Source organism: Rhizobium sp. BK418 (genome assembly GCF_004341105.1).
In the GTDB taxonomy this organism is placed as follows: domain Bacteria; phylum Pseudomonadota; class Alphaproteobacteria; order Rhizobiales; family Rhizobiaceae; genus Rhizobium.
Map to the genome: position 1 here is coordinate 1 of NZ_SLZK01000010.1, position 23,979 is coordinate 23,979.

At 55.0% G+C, this 23,979-nt stretch carries 23 protein-coding genes and 2 pseudogenes; 10 read left to right on the forward strand and 15 right to left on the reverse strand.

Translation table 11 applies throughout. The features are described from left to right. The coding region (locus tag EV281_RS31490) for a hypothetical protein (protein WP_207896906.1) at window positions 1–674 on the forward strand (674 nt) is incomplete at its 5' end. A 106-nt stretch (window positions 675–780) separates the two neighbouring features. Here EV281_RS31490 and EV281_RS31875 read toward each other — a convergent pair. From EV281_RS31875 to EV281_RS28090, 6 genes and pseudogenes are all read right to left on the reverse strand, one after another. Next, window positions 781–923 (reverse strand): annotated as a pseudogene (locus EV281_RS31875) (DUF6429 family protein); the annotation flags it as partial. 169 nt (window positions 924–1,092) lie between these two features. Next, a complete protein-coding gene (locus EV281_RS28070; RefSeq protein WP_132657840.1) occupies window positions 1,093–3,417 on the reverse strand; it encodes a tetratricopeptide repeat protein in 2,325 nt (774 codons plus the stop codon). Between the two features lie 4 nt (window positions 3,418–3,421). Then, entirely contained in the window at window positions 3,422–4,615 is a 1,194-nt protein-coding gene (locus EV281_RS28075; RefSeq protein WP_132657842.1) for a M12 family metallo-peptidase, read from the reverse strand. Between the two features lie 26 nt (window positions 4,616–4,641). Continuing rightward, window positions 4,642–5,145 (reverse strand): hypothetical protein, encoded by a 504-nt coding sequence (locus EV281_RS28080; protein ID WP_132657844.1) that lies wholly within the window; start codon window positions 5,143–5,145, stop codon window positions 4,642–4,644. A gap of 623 nt (window positions 5,146–5,768) precedes the next feature. Beyond that, window positions 5,769–6,724 (reverse strand): annotated as a pseudogene (locus tag EV281_RS28085) (DUF4158 domain-containing protein); the annotation flags it as partial. 39 nt (window positions 6,725–6,763) lie between these two features. Beyond that, complete coding sequence (locus EV281_RS28090; protein ID WP_132657846.1) at window positions 6,764–7,645, reverse strand: hypothetical protein; 882 nt, start codon at window positions 7,643–7,645, stop codon at window positions 6,764–6,766. Here EV281_RS28090 and EV281_RS28095 point away from each other — a divergent pair. The 5 genes from EV281_RS28095 to EV281_RS28115 all read left to right on the forward strand — a co-directional run bounded on the left by EV281_RS28095 (window position 7,645) and on the right by EV281_RS28115 (window position 11,778). Further along, the gene (locus EV281_RS28095) at window positions 7,645–8,103 is read left to right on the forward strand and encodes a hypothetical protein (RefSeq protein ID WP_245508386.1); all 459 of its coding nucleotides are present in this window, start codon (window positions 7,645–7,647) and stop codon (window positions 8,101–8,103) included. The genes EV281_RS28090 and EV281_RS28095 overlap by 1 nt on opposite strands. A gap of 259 nt (window positions 8,104–8,362) precedes the next feature. Further along, on the forward strand, window positions 8,363–8,623 hold the full coding sequence (locus EV281_RS28100) for a WGR domain-containing protein (protein WP_165911987.1): 261 nt from the start codon (window positions 8,363–8,365) through the stop codon (window positions 8,621–8,623). A 157-nt stretch (window positions 8,624–8,780) separates the two neighbouring features. Beyond that, window positions 8,781–9,374, forward strand: coding sequence for a DUF6088 family protein (locus EV281_RS28105; protein WP_132657849.1), 594 nt, complete (start codon window positions 8,781–8,783; stop codon window positions 9,372–9,374). Beyond that, complete coding sequence (locus EV281_RS28110; RefSeq protein WP_132657851.1) at window positions 9,367–10,380, forward strand: nucleotidyl transferase AbiEii/AbiGii toxin family protein; 1,014 nt, start codon at window positions 9,367–9,369, stop codon at window positions 10,378–10,380. The genes EV281_RS28105 and EV281_RS28110 overlap by 8 nt, the downstream gene beginning before the upstream one ends. A 21-nt stretch (window positions 10,381–10,401) precedes the next feature. Further along, on the forward strand, window positions 10,402–11,778 hold the full coding sequence (locus EV281_RS28115) for a hypothetical protein (protein ID WP_132657852.1): 1,377 nt from the start codon (window positions 10,402–10,404) through the stop codon (window positions 11,776–11,778). A gap of 191 nt (window positions 11,779–11,969) precedes the next feature. Here EV281_RS28115 and EV281_RS28120 read toward each other — a convergent pair whose 3' ends face one another. Next, complete coding sequence (locus EV281_RS28120) at window positions 11,970–12,869, reverse strand: DUF2971 domain-containing protein (protein WP_132657854.1); 900 nt, start codon at window positions 12,867–12,869, stop codon at window positions 11,970–11,972. A gap of 173 nt (window positions 12,870–13,042) precedes the next feature. After that, a complete protein-coding gene (locus EV281_RS28125; RefSeq protein ID WP_132657856.1) occupies window positions 13,043–13,501 on the reverse strand; it encodes a hypothetical protein in 459 nt (152 codons plus the stop codon). On the opposite strand from EV281_RS28125, the gene dinB reads away from it, so the two are divergent. Further along, window positions 13,466–14,551, forward strand: coding sequence for a DNA polymerase IV (gene dinB / locus EV281_RS28130; protein WP_132657857.1), 1,086 nt, complete (start codon window positions 13,466–13,468; stop codon window positions 14,549–14,551). The two genes, EV281_RS28125 and dinB, sit on opposite strands and share 36 nt — an antisense overlap. 15 nt (window positions 14,552–14,566) lie before the next feature. Here the strand turns inward: dinB and EV281_RS28135 are convergent, their stop codons facing one another. The 7 genes from EV281_RS28135 to EV281_RS28165 all read right to left on the reverse strand — a co-directional run bounded on the left by EV281_RS28135 (window position 14,567) and on the right by EV281_RS28165 (window position 21,132). Further along, a complete protein-coding gene (locus EV281_RS28135; protein ID WP_132657859.1) occupies window positions 14,567–15,700 on the reverse strand; it encodes a DUF3800 domain-containing protein in 1,134 nt (377 codons plus the stop codon). A gap of 34 nt (window positions 15,701–15,734) precedes the next feature. Beyond that, complete coding sequence (locus EV281_RS28140; protein WP_245508387.1) at window positions 15,735–16,331, reverse strand: DUF1353 domain-containing protein; 597 nt, start codon at window positions 16,329–16,331, stop codon at window positions 15,735–15,737. A 328-nt stretch (window positions 16,332–16,659) separates the two neighbouring features. Beyond that, window positions 16,660–17,316 carry a hypothetical protein gene (locus tag EV281_RS28145; protein WP_132657861.1) on the reverse strand — a complete coding sequence of 219 codons (657 nt, stop codon included), beginning with the start codon at window positions 17,314–17,316 and terminating at the stop codon, window positions 16,660–16,662. 73 nt (window positions 17,317–17,389) lie between these two features. After that, complete coding sequence (locus EV281_RS28150) at window positions 17,390–18,013, reverse strand: hypothetical protein (RefSeq protein ID WP_132657862.1); 624 nt, start codon at window positions 18,011–18,013, stop codon at window positions 17,390–17,392. Further along, window positions 17,988–19,172: an XRE family transcriptional regulator gene (locus EV281_RS28155; protein ID WP_132658046.1), complete on the reverse strand. Its 1,185-nt coding sequence runs from the start codon at window positions 19,170–19,172 to the stop codon at window positions 17,988–17,990. Before EV281_RS28155 ends, EV281_RS28150 begins: the two co-directional genes overlap by 26 nt. Before the next feature lie 5 nt (window positions 19,173–19,177). Beyond that, window positions 19,178–20,557 (reverse strand): 7-cyano-7-deazaguanine synthase, encoded by a 1,380-nt coding sequence (locus tag EV281_RS28160; RefSeq protein WP_132657864.1) that lies wholly within the window; start codon window positions 20,555–20,557, stop codon window positions 19,178–19,180. After that, on the reverse strand, window positions 20,554–21,132 hold the full coding sequence (locus EV281_RS28165) for a hypothetical protein (protein WP_132657866.1): 579 nt from the start codon (window positions 21,130–21,132) through the stop codon (window positions 20,554–20,556). The genes EV281_RS28160 and EV281_RS28165 overlap by 4 nt, the downstream gene beginning before the upstream one ends. An 88-nt stretch (window positions 21,133–21,220) precedes the next feature. On the opposite strand from EV281_RS28165, the gene EV281_RS28170 reads away from it, so the two are divergent. The 3 genes from EV281_RS28170 to EV281_RS31880 all read left to right on the forward strand — a co-directional run bounded on the left by EV281_RS28170 (window position 21,221) and on the right by EV281_RS31880 (window position 23,955). After that, window positions 21,221–21,850 (forward strand): hypothetical protein, encoded by a 630-nt coding sequence (locus EV281_RS28170; protein ID WP_132657868.1) that lies wholly within the window; start codon window positions 21,221–21,223, stop codon window positions 21,848–21,850. Between the two features lie 23 nt (window positions 21,851–21,873). Further along, the gene (locus EV281_RS28175) at window positions 21,874–22,722 is read left to right on the forward strand and encodes a hypothetical protein (RefSeq protein ID WP_132657870.1); all 849 of its coding nucleotides are present in this window, start codon (window positions 21,874–21,876) and stop codon (window positions 22,720–22,722) included. A 72-nt stretch (window positions 22,723–22,794) separates the two neighbouring features. Further along, on the forward strand, window positions 22,795–23,955 hold the full coding sequence (locus EV281_RS31880; protein WP_132657871.1) for a hypothetical protein: 1,161 nt from the start codon (window positions 22,795–22,797) through the stop codon (window positions 23,953–23,955). The last annotated feature ends 24 nt before the right edge of the window (window positions 23,956–23,979 follow it).

Consider the following 23,979-nt stretch of genomic DNA (forward strand, 5'->3'; position numbering starts at 1 on the left):
CTCCGTTCGGGCTACGCCCTCTCTGCGTTCCACCGCTGCTGCAGAGTCTCATCTTGATTGACGCTTCGTCTCATCTTGATTGTCGCGCTGCAAACGGCGGGCTGCACGGCTGGGCGCGGCTAGCTATAATTCCCCCATCTATGCTCGCCGACTGGATCGATAATGCGTGCCAATCGAAGGGAACGAAATGCCTATCCCGCGTCACCGCCTATAGCTGGTGTTCCAATCAGCTGTCGTTTCCAATCGCCGCGAACATCATCGAGCCGGGAAGTTCCGGGGGAGGACAAGACGCGGGCTCTCACAACTTCATTTTCTTGCATGGAATAACGGTGCCACGCCCGGCTTGGATCGGCGCTTCTCAGGATCTTGACGCTGATGCGCAAGCAAAAAATCTGGCACCGCTGTCGGAGGTTGAAGAACCGAACGCACTCACAGGCCAGGTGGCGCGACCGGCGGGCATCCGCCGCGAAATATACAGCGAGTTCGGCCCCGGCCCTAAACTCCGTGATATTGGCAACTCATGTCCAGCAACACAGAGAAGCGCCTTCTGGTTTAACGCGTCCAGAAAGGCACTTTTGGCGGCGTGGGACAAACGCCACAACATCATGTTTGATGCGCTGGCGGGTGCGTTGGAAGAGGGACGAGCTGTTGGGGTAGTAAGGTGCTCCCGATAGTGCACCCCCCGGGCCAGCCTTTTGACCAACGTAGCCTTCATGGAGAGAGTGGAAACACAGGCGATCTTGTCAAAGCGGGTTCGGATCTTAGTTTCGCAATCAGTTCAACCGGATCACAGATCAGTCCCTTCTCATGCAACCGGTCCATCGTCGCCCAGTCAAATCCCTTCCAGGCGCAACGTTCGTTGTGAAGCGTAGCCTTAACAGTGCCAGGACCGCGTCATCGATCTTGCCCTCATCGATCTTCATCCTGCTACGCTATCACGCGGGGGACTCCAAGTCCCGCGGCCCGCCTCGGATGGATACTGATGGCCTGGGCCAAGGCTCAGACGAAAAGACACATTTTCGCCGATTCAAAAATTGGCATTAAGTATGGGTTGCCTCATTCGACGTAATATCCGACTGTCGATATCAACCCTCACTCGTTCAAGAGTGCGCGGTATCCCTCGTCCGTTTTAGAAATAATTTTGTTCATTGCCGGACTTGAGAGCGCTCGGCCAACCATAAGTTTATTCACAGCCACTTCCTTGCCGCCAATTATTTGGAGTGTTTCATCGTTCGGCTGCCTGAAATCGTTTAGTTCGTCGAGCTTCTCTTGAGCTTGGATCAGTTGGCTAGCCGCCAAAAATTTGTCTCCATTCAGGTAGCTGGCAGCCGCGAATGCTTGCCTAGAATATTCGATAGCAACCGGATCAGCCTTGCCTGCCGTCCGCAAGTCCAGCGCTCTTTTCGCTGCTTGCAAACCTCGAAAGTCTCCCAGCGAAACGTAACTTGTAGCGAGATTGTGCCAAACCGTCCCCTCCTCAAGATGGTCTCTATCGGTCAGGGCTTCGTCGATTTTCAGGCTTTCTTCCAAACAGGGAATCGCTTTGACGAAAGCAAAATTCATCATGTGCGCAAAACCAAGCTGATTTAATGCCAGCCCCATTTGCTGGGCCGAATGCTCGACGGCGTCCGGGTAATCCGACTTTGCGAGATCTAGCACTTGGCGTCGATAAGCGAAAGAAAGCTGTGCATGGTAGACGGCTTCGGGACCAAGCCGCATTTCCATCATAAGACGGGTGATGCGATCGTTCCAATAAGCCCTGAATGGCCATGACCCCTCGCTCATATCACTAAGAGAGGCTAGGCCTTGTTTCATGTATCGGGCAGCTTCGGCGGGGCGATCGAACTTTTCCAGAACTTGCCCAACAGCCATGAACTGATTGATCCTTTCCTCAGAGGGGGATGTCCGTTCTTCGCTTAATATAATCTGCCACCGCGTGATGAAGTCCTGCTTTAGGAGAAGAAATCCGCCGCTGGAAAGGCGGGCCACAGTTGTTTCATACACTGCTTTGGTAGCAGGATCATCAAACCCATAAGTGCGTGCGAAGGTCTCCCAGATGTCGAGCAGCAGATAGGAGCCGTACCGAGTTTCTGGGGCGCGTTCCGCCAATGCGCCTAGAGAAGCCTTGAGGGGAGCTATCTTCGCCCTTCGCTCTACTGGATCGCTGATTATACGTGCCGCGGTGCGAGCATAGGTTACGGTGAGAAAGATTTCGGGTTCGGCAATTTTGTCGAGAAGGCCCTTCGACTCTGCTAGTTCATGGTTCGCAGTTGTTGCATCACCCGACGCCATCCTCCCGTTCGCGTCGATCAAAGACACATAGATGCGCCGTGCCTCGGGGTTGATCTCGTCGTCAGAAACCGAGCGTTCGAACCAATCAGTATAGGACTTTAGGGAAATATAGTCGGTCTCGTAAATTAGTCGGTCGAGGAACTCCGAGTCTGCCGCCACGTCGTGATTGGGCAATTCAGTTACATCGGCTCCGATAATCGTATCGGCGCACTTCCATTCAGGAGGACTTAATAGACGATCGGGGAGTTCTACTTTTTTAATGCGTGAACGCAGCGCCTCCCAGTAACCTGTTGTGTCGACGATGCCTGGATAGTGCACCCTTAAGATGTCAAAAAGATCGATCGTCCGCACAAACCACGGTGGATGCCAGTCACGTCGCCAAGTGACAACGACGTCAAGCATCGTGCCGAAGACGGGATTCTTGCCGTCATCAACCAAAGCCTGGAATTCATGAGGATGCTGTTGCTTGGCAAGCTTTGCGTAAAGGGAGGTTGCTAGTTGGCTAAGCGTGAAGAAGGATGCGGATTGTTGTTCTGAGTGGTGTGCCATTCTCGAGGCCACGAACGTGTCCGCCTCGAATTCCTCATTGCGGCCCCAGTTTTCACCAGCGTCGGATGCCAGCGTTGGTGCATTTAGTTGATGGCGGAGAACAATATGGCCCATCTCATGGCCGAGCAGCCATAAGCTAAGAAAGCTACTATATAAGGAGGTGAGTACTGTCGCATACCCTGCGTCCTCTGTAGCCGGTACGTTAATCGATCCGATGAAACTGTTTACGAAATCGGCGTCGCAGATAATACTTTCTTGATCGGGGATGCTGTGGCAGTTGCAAGTAGCTGACGAAAGAGAAGTCTTTCGCAAAGCGGCGCGGCGGAGCATGAAGAAATTGAGATAGCCTCTCTTGGGTGGAAGATTGATACGGACGCGGCCACTATATCGCGTTCCTTTGAGGACTTGATCGCCAACGCTTTCGATCAAGTTGTCAAACGTCGACGTCGAGCCGCCGGTTTCAACCAACCGCGTAGTAGTTTCGGACAGACTGCCTGCTGCGGCGAAAGCTGCCGACACTGTGCCCATCACTGATATCAAGACCAGTAGAGTAAGGAGCCAAAGTGCTCTCGCCATGGCTTCACCTAAATTGTGCCGCCCTCGGAGACGTCTCCTCGATAACCTTAGCGTCATAGCTCACACTGTCGTCACCCCAAACCGGTGGGCGGGCCCACTGGGTCGTCCTTGGACAATCATGGTTTAGGCAATCGTAAGCCATAACCGTTCTCATTCGTTTGCCAGCGTCAAGGAATCCATGTCCATAGGCGAATGGTGAACAATCGGGATTGACCTCCGGATTGTGACAAGCGCCTAGTAGATGACCTATCTCATGAGGAAACGAGAGGTTATCAACAGCGCACAGCCAATAAACGGTAGCAAATGCATTTGATGAATTCGCGAAGATGTCGCGAGCCAATCCGCAGTAGGAGTCGTCGTTGGTAAGCAGGACAACGACATCAGCCGAAAGTGAATCACGTTCTTTTGTGATATCATCAAGCACGCCGTCGGTACCATCAGCGAGGTGTGCAAGGTCGGCTTCATGGCTGCCAGCCTCCTTGTAGTTGCTTACGTAAGTTCCTGCCAGTTTAAACTTGGCGTGGATGCCCGAGTTATTGAATGACTCGTTTGACACATTCACTGCGAGCTGGGCAAACCCTTGGAGATCGATCTTTGCAGCCGCCGCTGTGGTTGCTGCAACAAGCACAGAGATTTCAGCGATGCTGTCGTCGCCAGCTTTCCGTAGCTCCGACCTGTTGATGTCGCGCTGTTGGTCACGGGGACTGGGAGCGGAATTCGGATGCTCAGCGGGAAATCCACTTTGCTTGATCTTAATGAGCGCATGGAGGCCGTCAGCGAGGGGTTGCAGACGAAACACGCCCTCGGAGGTGCGGATGCTTGCCGAGACTTTGCCATCGTTGACCGCGATAGTTGCGGCACCCTCGATACCGCCTCCCATCGCCAGCGCAGCAGGCGTGGTTCCACTCCAGACATATTGCTTATCGGCGGTCTCTGCAGAAGCTGTCTTCTCGAGACTAAGAATGTCGCGCTCATCGAGAGCAATGGTCAGGTCCGACGAACTACGCAGAAACTCCGGCGAGACGCGCACGATTTCGACCGATTCTGTCGTGGGCAGCGCCTGAAGTACCTGTATGCTCTCTCGAGCGGCTGGAGGCACATCCGCAGCGGCAGGGAGACGTTCTAGGAGTTCATCGGCATGCGAAGCCGACGCGAGTATCACAAAGGAGAGAGCCGCGAATCCCCGTAGAATCAACATCTGTCTTCCTTCCCCTAGCTAGCTTTTTAGATCAGTTTGTCCCAGCGCACGGGGATAACGTGATCGATGAAACCTGCTTGATTATATTGAAGTCGGTAGAGGCCCTTGCATCCGGCAATTGCTGGCCGGGCTGTTTTGGAATCTGCCGTCGCGCCGGCTAATCCATTTGGATAAGCACTCTTTATGAGCGACGCGATCGCTGTAAGATTTTCGCTTGTTTTCGAATCAGCATCGGCCTGAAGTGAATCTAGGCGCCATCCGTCATGCAAAGTGGGTGTTGCTTTAACGCTTCCGAAGCCGGGGGTGAAAGTAACGGCGTATTCTTCAGTTCTGTTCGGAAGCGTTACAATGGAAATCTCGCAGGACGTAATGCCGTCTTTAAAGTTTTCACTCAAAAGAAAATAGTTATCGGGTCGCCAGTAGCGCAGTCCGCTCTGGTTGTCGCTCGTTACTCTTCGGACAGTAACGTTTGCGCAGCCCGAGAGAATTAATAGCAATAGAAGAACAACGCAGCTTCGGAAATACGCCATCTCCCACCCCCCGTACATAATATACTTGCAAAAGGGGAAATGTAAATGCGGCATTCCTAACTTATGGTCGTGAAGGAAAGGCTGGCGTCCGCGATCGTTGACGGTTCCCTCCTTGCTATAAAATGCTGAATGCCTCAGGCATCGTCGCGTGCCCAGAGTGCCCCGGACAGACTTTGGCCGAAACAGCCTGCAGATTTCATCTGGAATATTTCGGGTCAGCGAAACAGGCGCAAAGGCGTGACGCTATCATCCCTCGATGCGGCCGACGATGACGAAGGGTCGCAGCTCGCCTTGGCGCTACGATCGAACCATCGACCGACGCTGCCGGTGACGTGACGGACGACGACCTCCCCATGAGCTTTGGGGTCGGCGCCACAGCGAACTGGTACGCGGCGAAGTCCTACTAACCCTTCATTTATTTTTCTGACGAGTATGCCCCTATGGCGATTACCATCTGGGTAGAACAACATGACCATGCGAATTCGACAAGGGTGATTGCCCAGATCTCGCACTGAGTTTTCCCTTCAAGGTCATGGAGTGGCGGCACGAAGGCCATATGCAGATCGCCGCCGTCGCCCACGAGCGGTTGAGCCCGCAGATCCGGGGGGAAGGCCGATGGGCTGGGCGGTGATCGTATCTAGAGACATGCGCAGCGCTTTGGCGGTGGTCGCTCTGCAGTCCATCTGGCGCTGCTTCTTTCGATTGTTGGCTTGCGAGAACAACTTGCCCATCAGCTTGATGAACATCGTCACCGCATCGTCAGTGAGCTTCTGGCTAAGCTTGTTGACCTGAGCCACGATCAGAGCGTGGCGACGGCTGGCGTTGAAGTCGTTGGCAAGCCAGGCCGGCGTTGCGTTGCCCTCCCAGATCATCTGGTCCCACCGTCCCGATGACACGCGCGCCTGCCGTTTTCGATCGATCTCCAGCCGCCGCAGAAAAGCTATCCGCTCGGTCAGCCCGCCGAGGTTCGACGCAGCCGGCGAGCGCAACCAATGAAAGCGCGTCTGGCCGATCGACGGGCCGTCCGCCAACAGCCTATCCAGAGTTCTTTCTGCCCATCGCCAGGCTATGGCACGGCCGGCAAGGCCGATGCGTTCGATCGTGTCGATCGCCGGCAGAAAAGCTCCACGTTCGCGAACTGCGGCGACAGCCGAGCTGGCTATCGCAGCACCGTCGTCGCACAAGGTCGCCACTTGAATTGCCGCCAATAGTGCAGCGCGGCGATCTTGCAGCGTCGCGCATCTCGTATCCAGATAGAGCATTAGCCGCGCCATACAATCCCGACGGGTTTCTTCACGACGTGCATAAAGGGCAAATTCGTCTGGAGCGGCGCCGATCTGATCAGCAACATATCTCAGCATGGCACGAGGCGGAGTTTCTTCTGCTCCAAGAACTCGGCCCGGGTATCGCATTAGATATAGCTGGATGGCAATCCGAGCCGATTGTGATTACGTCTCCCCAGTTCGATCTCCAAGCGGTCCGACAATGACAACGAATAGTGTCGGATTAAGTTGTCCTCGTCGACTGGGATATCGACAAGCTTCCGGCGCGCCCGAAAACCGCGAATAACTCGGATGATTTTATGGTCGCGTCAGCATGAAGACCATGATGTGCGAAATCACGATCGTTTCTTTTTCTTTCCCGAAGAAGGACCTGAGCCTGCTATGATCGAGGGCATTGGGGTTACGCTGCCTGTCGTTGGCCAGACTGGATCGGCGTGAGCGGATGCGCATCGAAACTCATCGATCTTCCATTTGAGCAAATCCCGGACACATACTTCGTACATCGACTTCTTTTTCTTGTCTCCCCAGAGCCAAGGCTTCGCGTGTACATCTGCTTTTCCTTCCCCATGCTTCTCACCGAATAACGGATGCAACGCAGAGGGAGATCCTGAAGGCCGTTGCCATCTGGTGTCCCAAGCCAGAAGCGCATCTGAGCGTGTCCTGGGATCGAGCAGGTAGTGATAATGCCAACCGACCCCGGGATGATTTTCGCGCTTCACGTAATCATTCCATCCGGGGATTTTCGTGAGAAAGGCCAGGACGAGTTCTGGGACCCGTTCAACGACGGGAAAGTTCCGAACGGGCTGGAGATACCCGCGATGGATCTTGCGCGCCGGGACACGCTGCTCCACCCGGCCAAATGTCCAGAATCCTGCGAATTGGGTCGGATCAAATTTCCCGTCCGGCCGCCAGTTTTCTTCCGTCAGAGCTCGTTCGAGTTCATTGACCAGACGGGTGGCGTGCTCACGGACAGGACCAATCGTCGGCGCTTCCATCGGTAGATCCAGCCATTCACCTTCGTCCAGCACAGCTGCGTCTTCTCGCTGCTCGCGATTGTACGACGGCACCAGGTGCAGCATCTCGAAAGCAATTATCCTGGACCGCACCTGTTCTCCTCGCGAAAGTCTACGTTGCAACCGCGATTTCCATTTTTCGCTCGATTGACGCAATATCAAAATCTGTAAACTTTTATAGCGCAATCCCGAAGCTGCGATCATTGCAAGCGAGCGCCATGAGCAACCCCTACACAGCTGCCGAAGAATTCGCCCGCGACTTTCGCGCCACTGAATATGCCCTGAAACGATCCGGCTTCTTGCGGAAAAATCGTGAAGCTGCCGAAGCAGACTGGGATCTATTCGCCCAATCTCTCGGAAAACCCTTCTTCGACCACGTCATCGATAAGGAAATTGCCACGACACTCGTCCGAAACCCGCCACGTCGACTTTTATCGGACATGTCCTGGTCGCCAGAACAGCCGGCCCGACTAACCAACGTTGCGCAAGTCATCATCAACGGCGTATGCCGGGTCCGAAACAGCTACATCCACGGAGAGAAGTTTACCGGTGGCCCGGAAGGTCAATGGGATCGTGATCTCATCTTGATCAAGGAGGCGCATGCGGTTCTAATCGAGGCGATGCAATTTCCTGGAAGCCCGCTGCGAGACGAGGACAAATAGCTTGGCAGACCGAATAATTCGGCTCCAGCGGCGTGCGAGGTACTGGAGCAGGAGGGAGGCGGACCTTTTCACCACTGCGGGAAGATCGGACCGGTATGAGCGGTGACCTAGAGCTTCGTTCGCGTTAGCGAATAGAGCTACACGCCGCAGGCGGACCGCCCATGGGTTTCAACAGAACTTCACGAAAATGAATCGGTCAGACGAAATCGATTCATATCTCTCTTTGGACGGAATCCGACGGACGGGCGAGTATGCTGCCATGCTCACTCAACCCTACCAGCTCTACGTTGAGCGCACAGACAAAGCCCGCAACATGGCTCGTTACTATGCGATGGCTATCGAGCCTGGTCTATTCGGCGAGATCTGCCTGACGCGCCGTTGGGGCCGGATCGGAGTGCACGGCCAGATGAAGGTCCAGCATTTTGCCAGCGAGCGAGATGCAGTTGCGGCTTTTCTCGATCTTCTCCGACAAAAGCGAAACCGAGGATACCGTGTCGCCCCTTCGGCAGTCCTTTATTGAGGGTCGGCGAACTCTGCCAGACACTGGCTGAGCAATGAGAAAACAAGAGCACTGGACGTTTCGCATATCGCCATGGTCACTCCTGGGCCAAATGCATCGTTGGAGCCGCTTGTAAAGTGTCAGAAACTTACATATATTTCTGACAGGAGAAACGCCAATGCAACGACTGACATCTCAAATCCTCAGCTATGCCGAGCAGTTGCCGGAAGGCACAGCACTGTCCGCGAAAAGCCTCCTGCATCTCGGAAACCGGGCCGCAGTAGACCAGGCCTTGTCGCGCCTGAGTGAGCGTGGAGAACTGATCAGGACTGGGCGTGGGATCTACATGAAAGCCATCAAAACCCGGTTCGGGACCAGACCGCCGACTGTCGAGCAAGCGGTAGAGGCCGTCGCACATCAACGTGGCGAAGTCATCGTTTCGAATGGAGCGGCCGCCGCCAATGCCCTGGGGCTCACGACGCAGGTTCCGGTTCGCTCCATCTACCTGACCTCCGGGCGCAGCCGGACAATGAACGTCGGAAGCCAAAAGGTCGAGCTTAAGCATGTCCCTCGCTGGCAGTTGTCCCTCGCCAGCCGGCCGGCCGGCGTCGCTGTACGCGCGCTCGCCTGGCTGGGGCCGGAGCGAGCGGACGAGGCCCTCGTGAACATCAGGCGGAAACTGCCCCCCGAGGCGTTCAACGAGCTTGTTGCTGCAGCATCGCAGTTTCCGACCTGGCTCGCTCGAAGCGTCGGAAAGGCAGCGCATGGCTGATCAATTCCTGCAGCTCTCGGCCGAGGACAAGCGAGAGATTCTCGCCATTGCGTCAGATCGATCGAAACGTCCGGTCCACTTGCTCGAAAAGGACGTCTGGGTGGTCTGGGCGCTTCGAACGCTATACGCCACCTCGCTCGGCGAGAGCCTTGTCTTCAAGGGCGGGACTTCGCTTTCGAAGGCCTACAGCGCCATTCGACGATTCTCCGAAGACGTCGACCTCACATACGACATCCGCGCGCTTGCCCCTGATCTTGTCGGGGACAAAGAAGAAGCGCTCCCGAAATCCCGGAGCGAGGAGAAGCGCTGGTCGAGCGAGGTGCGCCGGCGACTACCGATCTGGGTAGCTGACACGGTTGCGCCTGTCATCGCCGGTGAACTCCAGAAGCAGTCCCTTTCCGCAGAGATCCGTATTGAGGCCGACAAGCTCTACATCGACTACCAGGCGGTCGGTTCAGGATCTGGCTATGTCGCGCCCAGCGTCATGCTGGAGTTTGGAGCCAGGGCGACGGGCGAGCCGGCCAGCGTTCGAGACATCGCATGTGATGCAGCCGGTCTCATTGATGGAGTCGACTTTCCGACGGCCAAACCGAGGGTAATGCACGCCGAGCGGACGTTCTGGGAGAAGGCAACTGCTATCCATGTCTTTTGCCTGCAGGAGCGGCTCCGGGGCGATCGCTTTTCGCGCCATTGGCACGACATCGTGCGCCTCGACGACATTGGCCTGGCGGACAGCGCGATAGCCGACCGCGGACTGGCAAGCGCCGTCGCAACGCATAAGTCGATTTTCTTCGCCGAGAAAGCCGCCGATCGATCGTCAATTGACTACGAGGCGGCCGTAAACGGCAACCTGATGCTGACGCCTGCCGGCGAGGGACGGAAAGCCCTCGAGGAAGACTACTCCAGCATGATAGCGGACGGTCTCCTCTTTGAGAACGCCGAGACGTTCGACGAGTTGCTTGAACGGTGTGCTGCCATCTGTGGCAAGGCAAACGCTGAAGCCTGATAGCTGCCTGGAGGGCCTCGGATGGCAAGACGCGAGCTGTCGAGAGAAGAGCTTTTCGCATTGGTATGGGAGCGCCCGACCAGCGAGATCGCCAACGAGCTCGGCATATCCGACGTCGCAGTCGGAAAGCTTTGCGAGAAACTGCAGGTTCCCAAGCCCCCGCGGGGATATTGGGCGCGTGTGGAGGCCGGCCAGATGCCGCGGCGCCCGGCCCTGAAAGCATTTCGAGAGGAATTGGAAGCGAAGCGGAAAAGCGCGCTACAAGCCCGCACCGCCGGACATTTCACTGAACTTCAATCGAAATTTCTCAATGCAGCACTAGAGGAACTTCGCAGACGCGGCATCGAACATCAGGTCGATACCTCCCGCCTGAAACATATCTCGAACCTTGATCAGGATATCGCCGCCCAGACGCTGCTTTTGATCCAGGGGCAAGCACAGAAGTGGGCGGAGAGTGGTCGGGTTGCCGTCAAATGGGGGACGTCGGTCAGGGCAAGCATCGGCAAGCTCGTCGAGCGACTGATGCCTCTTGCCCGTCCGCAATTGCTGGCTTTCGAGACAGAAGGCAAGCGCCATTCTTTTTCGGCTGCAGGTCCGATCGTATTCGTCAGGTGGACGGCAGAACTTCAGACCAGAATTGCAACGCTTGCGCGGATCGCACGGGATCAAAATCTTAGCCACCTAGTGCAACCGCTGTCGGCCGCGGACCATGCGTGGTCGAGCACGCATCTCTATCAGCCGGAATCAGATTTCATTCTGAATAGCTACCTATGCATTTCGCCAGACGCGGCCTGGATAGAATGGTATCGGCGGTCGTGGCGCGAGGAAAACCCACCGGAGCGACACTTCACAAGCAAGATCAAATTGCGTGACGTTATGCCGATCGACTTCCTGGATGGAGAGGAGGACAAGGTACTACCACCCGCCATTTCCGAAGCGAAAGTCAAACCCTATCTGGCGCGTTTGCAGGCACTCAATGAGGCCGAGCGGATCTTCGAAATGATCACCAACGCAGCTTATGCCCTGGACAGGTCGGTTCCAAACGAGACCTTGGCCATGGCTGACAGGATCTGGTTTGGATCAGAACGCCCGTTTCAGGCCGCCCGCGAAGCATTTGCCCATATTGAAACTGATCTGGAGCGCTGGGAACAACAAATCGAGGTCGAGCGGTCACAGCTGGCGCAGGCCGTTCTCGGCGTCAGGCCTGGCGACATCGTCGCGTCACAGCAGAACGGGGCGCTCACGCGTATCTCAGCCGAGTCAATGTCGCTCTATTCTACTGAGAAACGAGTTACGTTTGTTGTCTCTGGCAGGCGCTTCCGCAAAGACGGAACCCTCGGCAAGATAAGCGACACCATGAGTTTTACCCTGGATCGCTCTGCTGGAGATGGCAATTAGTCTCCTCAGCAGAGGTCAGATCATTCGCGGCGCTATTGCCAGTCTCCCGCTCTTGAAGGGAGCTGAACCAACGACCCGACATTCCGCGAAGTCAAATGCCTGAAAATATTCTACAATCCTCATCACGGGCAGCCTCCGTGTCGAATTGGGAACATAACCTCGCCCGCGCTTACTTCTGCCCATCAACTGGGTCACGCTCCAGCAAGGCTCGTCTTTTCGGCCTGCTCAAGTGATTCCATATCTACCCACTGGCGAAATTCGCGCCAGTTGTCTCCGAAGTGATGTTGCCCATGAAGAATTCTCCAGGCAAAGTCGCGACCGGTTTGGATTTCGAGCCCCACAAGGCGGCTGCTGAAAGATGCCTTTTGAACAACGACATGCGCAAGTTCGTGAGTGCTCTGAATGTGCTTGATCGCCTCTTCTTCGGTCGGTCCAAACGCACGAGCGCCAAAGGTTACCGTCTTAATGGCAGTCGCGGGTATGTCGATCACATAGACATCCTCGACCTTCTGCCGCAGATCTTTGAGGGATCTTATAAGGCGCCATTCTCGCTCGTACGCCCAAGCTTCGCTTTTGAAGAATAAGGTGCTCCAAACTGGTAGCCGCTCACCGTAGAAGTCTACTCGCTTGGCGCAATACTCGACCTGACCAAGATATTGGAACTCGAGGTCGGCACCCGCGACAACGAGTTGGCCGACATCGATCTCGATGACTGCGCCGCGGTGCTCGTTTGCATAGTGGGCCCAGAGCAGCATGTTTTCCAAAGAATCTGCGAGCGACAGAACACCATACTCTTCACGGCGTGACCTGATGTCGTCCACCTGATCGATGACCATTCCGATCAAATTTCGGCTGGAAATATCGTTCGCCTCTTCCGGCGAATACCCCCTGCCCAGAAGGTGATCATAGAAATGTTTTTTTACACTGAGCCCGTTCACTTCGACGCAGAGCTCATGAGGGTCGTTCAAGAACCGCGGTTGCGTCATTCGAATTTCACCGCTTTTCAAAATTGAAAGAGCACGGTCAAGTGTGACGTATTTGTAGAGGGATGGTACTTTTTTGACTGTTGTCAGCTTGCTTTTCAAAACCATTTGCTTGTTACCAGACCAAGTTACCGACGTCGGCGTGTTGGGCGTCGCTAGAACGGCGTTCTTTGCGATTTTCGTAGTGGCTACATGCTTAAATTGCGTAAATTCAGCTGAACGCGCGCCCCCAAACGGTGGGCCTGCCTACATCAGATTCGCACAAAGGCAGCAGCGATGTGTCAATTGCTGCCAATCCTCAACAGATCAATCTGCATCTCGGCCGAAACTGCATTGGTTTCTGAAGCAGGAGGCTGAACTGGATTCTCATCCAGCGCTTCAGTCTCAGCTTCCTGAGGCTCCTCGTCACTTTTAATTTTCAGTAAAGGCTTTCTGCGAAGGAAGGTCGCACCGCCAGTATCTTCTACCTGGAACACCTTGGTGCCCTCGATACCGCTTGCCCAAGTATGCGCAATTTCATCACGCGGACCGTACGGCTCGTCGATCGTTTCGAAATCCAGAGAGGCAAGCGAGCCAGCCAGCGCCAGCTGGGGCAATCTGCCTTCAATCTGCTGCGCCACGCAGAGCCAGTTGCGATTTTCCGTAAAACAGTTATGTTCTCTTTTCGTTCTAAATGGAAAAACGGCTCGTCGGTATTTGGTACTATGAATAGCACGGCCCAGGTCAGAAAAATCATCCATATAGATATGGATGCCTTCTACGCATCTGTCGAACAGCGGGATAATCCAGAACTGCGTGGCAAGCCGCTGGCCGTGGGTGGAGCCGCCGCCCGCGGCGTCGTGGCGGCTGCAAGCTACGAGGCCCGCAAGTTTGGGGTACATTCCGCCATGCCGTCAGTTACGGCAGTGCGCAGGTGCCCCGATCTAATTTTCGTGAAGCCAAGGTTTGAGGTCTATCGGGCCGTGTCGCAGCAGATTCGGGAAATCTTTGCCGAGTACACGCCGTTGATCGAGCCATTGTCACTGGACGAGGCTTATCTAGACGTGACGGAAAACCTAAAGGGCATACCGATCGCCACAGAAATCGCGCTGGAAATTCGGGGGAGGATCAAGGCCGAAACAGGACTCAACGCTTCGGCCGGGATCTCCTATAACAAGTTCCTCGCGAAGATGGCGTCCGACCTCAACAAGCCAAATGGTCAGGCAGTGATTACACCGAAGAATGGGGCGGCTTTTGTCGAGCAGCTCGCCGTCAAGAAGTTCTATGGTGTTGGACCGGTCACGGCCGAAAAAATGCATCGGCTCGGGATAGAGATGGGGGCGGATCTAAAGGCGCAATCGCTGGCATTTCTTAGCCAGCATTTCGGCAAGTCCGGACCCTATTTCTATGGCGTCGCCCGTGGCATCGATAACCGTGAGGTCCGGCCCGACCGCGTCCGAAAATCCGTCGGCGCCGAGGATACCTTTACGCAGGACATCGACGACCTTGATCTGGCAACTGGCGAGCTGAAACCGTTGGCAGAGAAGGTCTGGGGGTACTGTGAGGCGAAGGGTTTTAGCGGCAAGACCGTCACGGTGAAGATCAAGTTCTCAGACTTCTCCCAGGCTACCCGCAGCAAGACGAGCATTGTTCCTGTTCGGGGCAGTCTCGATGTCCTTCGTATCGCGACGGACTTGCTTGCAACGGTGTATCCATTCAAAAGATCTGTGCGTCTATTGGGTGTCACACTCTCATCATTGACAAGTGATCTGACTGGCAGGGAGCAACAGCAGCTGGACTTCAGCCTTTAGAGCCCACTCCCTAGCTCATACTTCGTCTTCGACCAATCTATTCGGCTCACGAAACGCCTCAGCCATCATCCTGTCGCGGTTGCTCATAACCGCATGAGCGAAGACCAGGTTTTCGTCATTGGAGCGCTCAAGCAGCTCATGCAGAAGAGATAGATTTGTTTCCTGTTGCGGTGTCAAAGTGTGACGGTTTTCTCCTAGTGTGTCGTCGTCAGTTGCGCAGATGAATGAGAAATATTTCCCCAGGAAACCGGCCACGACATCGGAGATTTGAATGCCGGGCTCATCCCGCGAGTTTGCAAACCTGAAGTGATCTAGCTCCTTGTTTCCGTCGAGGAAGCGCACGTCTTTGAGATAGTCGATGATGAGTTCTTCGACATCCAGAATGTGGGAAGCATTCTTGAGAATGTAGAGGCGTTCAATGAAAAAGCTGCCGAAACTGTCGATCAGCACGTTCGGTGTCTCGTCCTCGACAAAAGGGAGCGACTCGGCGTTCCAAGCCATTTCCCAAACGCCCTTCAACATCATGTAGTTGAAATGATCGAGCAGCTCGGAGCGCGCTTCGGCAAGGACTAAAAGCTCTTCGATAAACTCCCGCCTCCGCTCCTTCCCAACGTCTGGGTAAGCATAACGTTGAAAGAGATCGATCAACCCCTCAATGTCATGCCGGAGGATCGTGAACAAATCGTTCTTCAGGTGCCGCTCATAGGGGATAAGATGAGCAGCCTCATCGTTCGATAATATCGAATCGACAATGTCGACGATGCTCCAGTAGAGGGGGTCGACTACCGAGAAATGGACAAACAGACCTTGATCAAGGATCCAGCGGAGGAAAGTTTCCAACTTCCGGCTCGTGAGCATCTTAAGAAGGTCGCCAGTTGCGACATGCTTGAGTTTGATCTCCGGCGCGGTGTCCTGCACCTGCAGAATCTTCCGCAAGTGTTTCAGATCGAATATCCGCTCTGGCCCACAATAAGCTATGCCGCCGATGACAAAGCATGTTGGCTCATGAATATTGAGGCCATTTTCGCGAACATGGACGCGGCGATGATTATTGGTCTCGTCGTAAAAAATCGTATAGGCCTTGTCGACGTTATGTAGGCCATGAAGGGCGATTAGCGCCTTCCGCCGTTCATTGACATCGACAATCATTGGCGTTCCATCCATTTCGCCAGCGCGCTGAGTATCACTTTGTTACGCCTCCGCTGGCAGGCGGCTTTTCATCTTTCAGCGATTGTTTTGGATGGGCCTGATCGGCGATCGCCATCAGCTGATCAAGGGTCAACGCATCCGCACTATCCTCTTTGAGGTCGATCGCCGCTGCAATCGCCCTCAACTCCCCTGCTCCAGACTGATCTTGCAACTCGCCGGGCAGTTGAACGAATGCCGCTTCCTTTCCCGTCATCTGGATGCAATTGCTTCCTGCCGCACAGGACTGTCCTGGAACAAGATAGCCCCAACGCGGACCAAACGCATAAACTGCGTAAAACAGAAGCTTGGCTTTCGCCTTTTGTAATCCGCTTGCGAGCATCGCATCATAGAAAACGCGATGCGTCTGTTTCCAGGTCCGGACGTGGCGATCACAGTACCAGTCATGGATCACCGCGGCCCGGATATAGCCATCTTCCCATGGAGATCCCACGAAAGGTTGCAGTAGCGGCGGGATTGATGCCCCGTCGGTCTTGGTTGCCTTGTTGGTCTGCCAACCCACGCCCTCGGCATCGATATAGCCGAAATCTGCCTCAAGCAGCTTGTGGTCTGGATCGCCTGGAATGTCGACCAACCCGAAATTACCGGTAAAGCAGTTCCGATCATGCCGGTTTGGCAGAACGTTATCGCAGAGGCGCTACCGCAGCCAAGCAACAGCCCCAATGCGGCAATGGAGGTCGCGAGTATAATCTTCATGGAAAGCCCCCTTCCCTATAAACGCCAGACTAGCAATTCCGCAGCCGAGATCAACGCGGAATGGTGCAAAGCTAACCGACATGCTGGCCGGACCGTGGTGATCGGGCGTCCTGACTAGGCCAATTGAGGTGGCTGGGATGCGTGGCGTGAAGCCGAGGATCGGCCAGTGATGTATAGGACTTAAAGCTGGCGGACCTGCATCCCTCTCAGCGCTCAACAAGCCGCGTGAGCATCGACGTAACTTTGAACACGCCAAAGAAGCGGTGCACGATCGTAATGCTACCCCCGAAATGCGGAACACCGTAAATTTCAACGGTGTAGATCCGTTCATTTTGCGCGTCGGGTCTGCCGAAATCCAGCACCGTCTCGGGTTTTGCGCCATAGAATTCATCAACCGCGGCTACCAACTGCTTCCATTCAGCGCTGCCATTGTCCAGAAGCTGGTGATAAATGTGGCTGATGCGGTAGTTCGGCGGCAATTGTGCCTTCTGGGATTTGTAGACGAGACCACAGCACAAGGCGGTGAAAAACTCATCGAAACGAGCCTGGTCAACAGGATACAAAACCCCTCCCGGGACCTGAACCGCTCCCTTTGAGAGAAGTCGCCTCAAAGCATCATTATTGTGGGAGAGCTGTGGCGCAACGCGATCCAGAAAAACCTCGCGCGCACGATTGCTTGGAGATGAATGCATACAGATCTGGGCGAGAACGTATAGGTCGTTCGTCGATTTGTCGTTGTTATGGGTCTTGCACGCCTTCACCGTCAGAAGCTGATGCCTCTCGTCTTCAGGAAAAAACGACCGTGGGGGGATATGTTCCTTGGTTACGCCTGTTTCATTGCACCCCTGGAAATAGCAGATCATAACCAAGCCTCCGTGAAGATGGTAGGGTCGCGCGGCTTACGTGAGACCTATGCATCACCAGCCTCCTGCTTTCTCAGCCCGCTTGCCTGGCCGCCTGGCGCAGTGCCGCAGGAAGACTATGGCAATCGATGGCACGCGGACCGAGGAGATCGACTATCAAGCCGTGATGTCTTTCTGGAACAAACATTCTCGCCCCCATCAAGCTGTTGAAGATTAAATCTCCGACTTGTTCCGCGCCTAGCTTTGTCACCACACGCTCAGAACAGAGTATGTCTGCAGTGGCGATAATATGCATGCCGGCATACCGCTCCGCTGCGATCCTCAGAGCTTTCCGCTCGTCTATCACAACGGTATTCCCTGATACTTTGCCCACCGCCAGCGTTGCAGCTTCACCGTCATCGAGCGTCTCTGCGGCACTGCCACTAACAAGGCTCGCAAAGATCCGCTCACCCTCATCGTCAAATTCGACGAATTCAAGCAGTTCTTGGCTCACGAGCGCCGCGGCCATTTCTGCGTCGTTGCGTGCGCTAAATCGGTCGGCGAGAAGCTCGTCGCGGACGACATCGGATGCCCGAAGCTTTACTCCGAAGGCGCGCACGATATCGCCCGCTCGTCCAGTTGCATTAAGGTTGATGATCACGCTCGTATCGACCACGATATGAGCCGAGACATTACCGGAGAATAGAGGTTGCCGCATTGGCCCCGCTTTCTTCGGTATCGATATCGCCGAGGATGTCACGCACTTTGACGCGATCCATGTGTAGCATCCGAGCGATCTGGCCCTCACTCAACAGACCGCGCTTTGCCGCTTGATAAGCCATAAGCCCAGTCTTGAGCGGGACCGGCAAAGCTGCCTCATCCTTCATGCGATCATTTTTGACTGCATCACCGAGAACCTGCCTAACATGGTCATCCGTGATGTTGCCGTTCGCTTGAAACCAGTCCCAAGTTCCACGCTTGGTCAGTTGCAACTCCTCCAGGCGCCGCACCATGGCCTCTCGGGAAACGTGGAAGAAATGAGCGAGAACGATAACATGGCGCCGAGTCAGGCTCGATGCGCCAGCCGTGACCTCCTCAAATTTCTGGCGGACCGCTTGGGCTGGGGTGAGGAACCCTCGCGCAAATGCGTTCGCATACTTCTCTTCTCGCGAGCTTTCCAACTCGTCGATCTCATTGACCTCAGGCTGAGTCCGCGTTGCAACGAGGTGCCCAAGCTCGTGGGCTGCCGTTTGCGTGCGCCGATCGAGGGGATGGCTTGAGTTTAAGAGAATGCAAGCGCCCACGGATTCCTCGTATGCGAAGAGTCCAGAGATCTTCGCAGGCAGACGACGAACATAAAGCCGCACACCCATTTGTAATTCTAGGACGGCACCGATGTCAGCAACCGGAGCGAGCCCTAGCCCCAACCAGTGACGGAGTTCCAAGGCATGCTGCTCAGCCTGCTGGCGAACATCGCCAGCGAGGATGGCACGCTCAGGCGGCAGATTACGAACATGGGGAATGCCGAGAAGCGTTTCCAATTCGACATCGGCCCGAACAAGATCCGCCATCAGTTCTGCTGCTTTTGAGACGACGGCTTCTTCGTGGTCGGCAAGCTTCCGAAATTTGGGGGTGAGCTCGACGTGGACGGCCTCCTTGCGCAGGATCGCATTGGCACTGGTGCCGTAAAAGCGAGCGAGCTGTTGAAGCTCGCCGATCTTTACCCGCCGCGCGCCTTTCTCCATGGCAACGAGAGTTGTACGGGCAACGCCGATTAAGTTAGCAGCGTCCGCCTGGGTTTTCGCTGCGGACTCTCGCGCAACGCGAAGTCGTTCCCCCAGTTGCTCTGGATTGAGTTGGTCGTGACCTTCACTCATATCGATCACGCCAGCCATTGGGCGACGAATGATTTTGGCCCAAGATCCTTCATAAACGCCTTCCATTCTCTTTCATGCTGTTCCAGGAGGCCAAAAAGTCGCTCTTCGGCCTCGCCTGTCGATATCTGCAGATGGTCTGCAAGCTGCCATGCACTTCGTTTCACGCGTGGCTGATGCACCGGGGAAAAGCGCATTTCGGCGAGATGATCAAGATGCAACGCTCCAGCTATGCCGTAGCGCTGCATCGCCCGCGTCACTTTGGTAAACCCTCTTACGGCGCCATCGGCAAATTTACCGGCGCTAAGATCTTCCCAAATGTAGTTCTCTTTCGGCTCGCTGATACCGGCAGAATGAAAGCTAAGCCTACGCAACATGCATGCTGCGCAGATCCCACAATGCCGGCGTTTTCCGTCAAACGAGGAATTCCGGCTCTGCTGCCAACACGATCGAGTCTTGTTCCACTCATCGGGATCGGTTTCGAGCGCCGCGAACTCTGCAAGGGTTTGTCCTTTCGTGTTCCACAGCTGGGGTAGCCGGAAGGAGACACGATGCTGGAAGATTGCATGGACAACGTCCTCCATTTTGCGAAGGAACCGCGGATGGTTGCGATAATCCTCGTAGCCGTGGCTCGTCGGGACAAGCGTCGGACCCAAGGCGCCCTGGCCGCTTTCTGGCATTGCGACGTCGTGCGTTCCAACAAGATAAGCGGCCAACGCGCTCAATAGAGAAAATTTGAACCCTCGGGTCCGAACGGACGACTCCCTGATTCCGTCCCCGTGCCGCATGTTGACGGAAAACGGGATATTCACAAACGGGACTTTCTTCCGGTCACGGAGAGGACGGTCATCGGCTTTGGAGCCGACCCGGACCCGTATCAATCTGTCGGCACGCCCTTTAGCGCCCAGGATGGCCGACATCGCCCGCGAATCGAGACCGTCGCTAAAAGGCGTTATCGTGCGGCCCGGATCTCCCCACTCTAACAGGCTTTGCTGACCAAAGTCGTGATCGACTTCGATCGAAGCAGCCGTAAACGTGATGTTCCAATCGTCACCGGTCAAAAATTTCAGTGCGCCAACGATCGCGCTGGCAATATCGGGATTCTGCCAGTGCGCCAGGTCGTGCACCGGCAGGAGTAGATCAAATCGCCGCGACCATCGAAGGCCAGATCGTTTCAACGCTTTATCGCAATATTCGACAGCGGCAATTAAGAGCATGGCATCGTAAACGCGACTATCCCAGTTTTTCGTCCGATAATCATCCAAATCTTTAGTCTTAAAAACGATCGCCTTGCCAATTTCCGCAGAGTGCCACCCCTGGTCGGGTTTACGCCCTGGCTCAATGACAGCAACTCGGATCGAAGGTGCATCTGCTGGTATGGTGCTCAAAGCGGAACCCCCTGATCCAGGCCATCGTGAACAGTCGGCGTTCGTGCAACATTGACGGAGCGATCGCCCAGAATGGATTTGGCCATACGGTCGAAAGTCCCGCTATTCGTCATTTGCGTGATCGTTTCGTTCATTCGTCGGCGCATCTGCTGGCACGCGCCTGGGCCAGCCTTCACCAGATAGTGCTCCTCCATGGCGCGGCCTACAGCAGCGAGGCGTTCAGCCAAAGCGGAAGCTATCCCTTTTTCTAGAGCAACAATTCCACCGTACCCGTCCCGAAGCGCCATCTGAGCTCCTTCCACGGCGTTGGCCGCTAACGTGTCGACCGCCGGATCGACCCGCATGCGATCGAGCTGGTCATGCATTGAGGATGCCAGGCTCAAAAGGTCTTGCCCGTCAACGATGCCGACAAGAGATTTTATCGTTGGAGTAACCTCGATCGCGACATCACGCAGGAGCGCCACCTCGGCCGCTTCGCCGACCTGGGTTATGCTGAAAGCGGGCTTGAACGCCCAGGCAGCAACACGTTGGTATCCGTTGCGCAGAGGCAAGCTTTTATGCGGACCGTCGCTCATTCGAATCTCCTAATGTCAGATAGCTTGATATTTTTTATCTGACATGTCAACTTCGCTCAGGTAGACTTTCGCAGAGGGAGGGAGAGGCATGATCGATAAGAATGGCGGAGGTGTTCGTGGCATTTATCTCGCGCCGCGACGAAGCGCTGAAGACTGGTGGATAGTCTCCAGCCAGCTGGTGATCGGCGGTGACGCCTCACTTTGGGCCGAGGCGTTTCAGGATTTTTTATTTGCGCGACTGCAAAGCCGATATCTCAAACCCATACGCCTTCTCCAGAACGAGGGAAGCTGGGAGGGCGAAGGTTTCAGCATAGTCTCCATTCAGTGTGCCATGCTGGAATTTCTCGCGGCATGCCGTCGTGGGCTGATCTATCGGCACAAAAATCCCCAGCCGCCTTTCGAGTACAGCGCGAGCGGAGAGCTCTTTGCATCTTTTTTGTCGGAAACTGCGCCGTTCAACGCACTATTTAGCAGTGACAATGCTGTCGAATTCTATCGGAAGGTTCGTTGCGCATTGTTGCACGAGGCAAGGACCAAGAGCGGTTGGACCATTCATGCGTCGGGGCAGACCGGCGTCGATTGCTCCCGTAAAATCATCTATCGAGACGCGTTGCAAAAGCTAATTGAAGGCTACATCGATGGCTACGGCCGTGATCTACTCACCGACACTTATCTGCAAGCTGCGTTTGTGCGCAAGTTCAATGATCTTGCTTTATAATTCCGACCAGGGGCAGAAGGACGATGGGTGAATTTAACAGGATGACAGTGGTTGCCGCTGCGGAAGTTATTTCCGATAGCTATTCCCATAGCGACATTGATGTTTTCGAAGTGCAATGGGGTATTGAGGATCGGGGAGGCGGAGGAAGCAAGTCGGCAAGGGTCGTCAGCCTCTCCAAAGCTGCTATCGAAGGTGGTCTATTAGTTTATACGGAATCCGGCCAAGTCAGCTTGGAGCGTGCCATAATCGAGAAGGCCCTCGCAAACTGGTTAACTAAAAAGGACACGGCGTCCTGGCAAAAGCTGAAAGCAGGTCTCAGGTTCGACGGTTTTGAAATCGTTGAACCTACTGAAGACGAAGACGTGTGGGGAAAACCGGCCCCAAATGCATCCGCGGCGCTTGTGAGGATGTTGCCAGCCGATGCGCCCGAGCTAGACATGAGAGAGGCTGAGAACGAAGTCGTTCAACTTCTCAGCAAACACCGACTGACCACAGCCGAAGGCCATTTGTCTCGAGCGTTGTCCGCTTTCCAGCGAGGCGAATGGTCAGGTGCAAATGGCGAGCTTCGGAACTTCCTTGAGAGCTACTTTAACGAGATCGCGGTCCTCGCTGGTTGCGATCCCACCTTGGACAGCCGACAGAAGCGAGACTTCTTGGGCGGAAGCGTCAACCCGCCGTTTCTACTGGCAGATTACAATGAGTGGAGTCCTGACGGCAAAAAATCTCCCTTTGTCCAAGCACTCATGAGCCGAATGCATCCCCACGGCGGCCATCCTGGGCTGTCTGAAGAGGAGGACGCTACGTTCAGGCTCCAGATCAATCTCGTCGCAGCGAGGCTGTTTTTGCGGCGCCTGGACCGCGGGAAATATTAATCGAGACCTGTTGGCAGCAGGGCCCAGCACGGCCGCCGAGATGCGAAACTGTAATTCACGAAGAAAACAAGAATGTTAGGATTGTTTGACCCAAGGTTCGGCGTGGAAAAACTCCACCGTCATTTTCGTCTTATCTCCGCCGATCCGGACTACGCAAAGGTGCAGCCCATCATTCAAAACTGGGCTACGGGACTGCTGGACCGAAGGGGAGAGAGCCAGAAGTTCATCAAGGAATTTCAAACGACCTTCAATTCCTCGATGTGGGAACTCTACCTGAACAGAGCACTGATTGATTTGGGATGCAGCGTCGACTTTTCAAAGTCAGCGCCGGATTTCTTTGTCCGAGGACTCGGAGGCTACGAGTTCAACGTAGAGGCTGTCGTCTCTGACCAACCTCCGACCGCGAAGCAGCAGAAAACTTTTGACGTGCAAGATTTCAAGATCCGTGGTGCGCTGAAACTTGCGGGGAAAATCAAGGACAAGCTGGATCTTTACCGCGGAAGGAATGGAAAGAAGTACCCGTATTTCTCGATGAGCCACGTTCGAGGTCGGCCGTTTGTGATTGCGATCGCTCCCTTCGATAGCGACCTCTCGCTCACTCAAAACAACGAACTCATCAACATGGTCCTCTTTGGCTTGGCGCCGCCCGTGCTCGAAGGGCCAGAACTTGGGAAGCAAGACAAGATGAGCTCTCTTCTGAAGCCGTCGGGGGCGCGCGTTGAGATGGGAATTTTCACAAACGATTCGTTCAAGGAGATCAGCGCCGTCTTCTTCTCGACGGTCGGGACATTTGGAAAAGCAGTCGTTGAAAGCAAAATCGATAGGCTCGTGCGGGCAACTCGCTACAGGGTAATCGACAAGGACCGGATTGCGCCAGATTCGGAGCTCTGGCAGCTCGGGACGCACAGGTTTCAGCTCGCCCCGATGAACTACCTCCTGACGCAGCGACGAGAAAGCGAGCACCAGATTGAGGGTGCAGACGTGATTGTTCAGCACTCATCGTTTCATCGTGAAACCCATCTCGATGGGCTTCAGGTCTATTTCAATCCGTATGCAGAAGTGCCGTTCGACTCAAAATTCCAATGGCCCAGAGAAGTCGCTCTCAATTACTACGACCTTGAAAACGGCGAGCACCTCCAGGCCCATCCTGACGGGGCGCTCGTCTCCAGGCAAGTTTTCGACATAACTCCCGAATACATCCGGCTTCTACTGGGGACATATGGTTTCCTTTGATGATGGCGAGGCGGCTCGCGGGAT

Bases quoted from the DNA above. Each gene is read 5' to 3' on its own strand.
- EV281_RS28135 (WP_132657859.1), bottom strand. From the start codon at position 15,700: ATGATTGTCGATGTCAATGAACGGCGGAAGGCGCTAATCGCCCTTCAT.
- EV281_RS28165 (WP_132657866.1), bottom strand. From the start codon at position 21,132: ATGAGCGACGGTCCGCATAAAAGCTTGCCTCTGCGCAACGGATACCAA.
- EV281_RS28110 (WP_132657851.1), top strand. From the start codon at position 9,367: ATGGCTGATCAATTCCTGCAGCTCTCGGCCGAGGACAAGCGAGAGATT.
- EV281_RS28145 (WP_132657861.1), bottom strand. From the start codon at position 17,316: ATGATCTGCTATTTCCAGGGGTGCAATGAAACAGGCGTAACCAAGGAA.
- EV281_RS28120 (WP_132657854.1), bottom strand. From the start codon at position 12,869: ATGGTTTTGAAAAGCAAGCTGACAACAGTCAAAAAAGTACCATCCCTC.
- EV281_RS28155 (WP_132658046.1), bottom strand. From the start codon at position 19,172: ATGAGTGAAGGTCACGACCAACTCAATCCAGAGCAACTGGGGGAACGA.
- EV281_RS31880 (WP_132657871.1), top strand. From the start codon at position 22,795: ATGTTAGGATTGTTTGACCCAAGGTTCGGCGTGGAAAAACTCCACCGT.
- EV281_RS28100 (WP_165911987.1), top strand. From the start codon at position 8,363: ATGCTCACTCAACCCTACCAGCTCTACGTTGAGCGCACAGACAAAGCC.
- EV281_RS28170 (WP_132657868.1), top strand. From the start codon at position 21,221: ATGATCGATAAGAATGGCGGAGGTGTTCGTGGCATTTATCTCGCGCCG.
- EV281_RS28075 (WP_132657842.1), bottom strand. From the start codon at position 4,615: ATGTTGATTCTACGGGGATTCGCGGCTCTCTCCTTTGTGATACTCGCG.
- EV281_RS28175 (WP_132657870.1), top strand. From the start codon at position 21,874: ATGGGTGAATTTAACAGGATGACAGTGGTTGCCGCTGCGGAAGTTATT.
- EV281_RS28150 (WP_132657862.1), bottom strand. From the start codon at position 18,013: ATGCGGCAACCTCTATTCTCCGGTAATGTCTCGGCTCATATCGTGGTC.
- EV281_RS28070 (WP_132657840.1), bottom strand. From the start codon at position 3,417: ATGGCGAGAGCACTTTGGCTCCTTACTCTACTGGTCTTGATATCAGTG.
- EV281_RS28090 (WP_132657846.1), bottom strand. From the start codon at position 7,645: ATGATCGCAGCTTCGGGATTGCGCTATAAAAGTTTACAGATTTTGATA.
- EV281_RS28080 (WP_132657844.1), bottom strand. From the start codon at position 5,145: ATGGCGTATTTCCGAAGCTGCGTTGTTCTTCTATTGCTATTAATTCTC.
- EV281_RS28115 (WP_132657852.1), top strand. From the start codon at position 10,402: ATGGCAAGACGCGAGCTGTCGAGAGAAGAGCTTTTCGCATTGGTATGG.
- dinB (WP_132657857.1), top strand. From the start codon at position 13,466: ATGAATAGCACGGCCCAGGTCAGAAAAATCATCCATATAGATATGGAT.
- EV281_RS28105 (WP_132657849.1), top strand. From the start codon at position 8,781: ATGCAACGACTGACATCTCAAATCCTCAGCTATGCCGAGCAGTTGCCG.
- EV281_RS28125 (WP_132657856.1), bottom strand. From the start codon at position 13,501: ATGGATGATTTTTCTGACCTGGGCCGTGCTATTCATAGTACCAAATAC.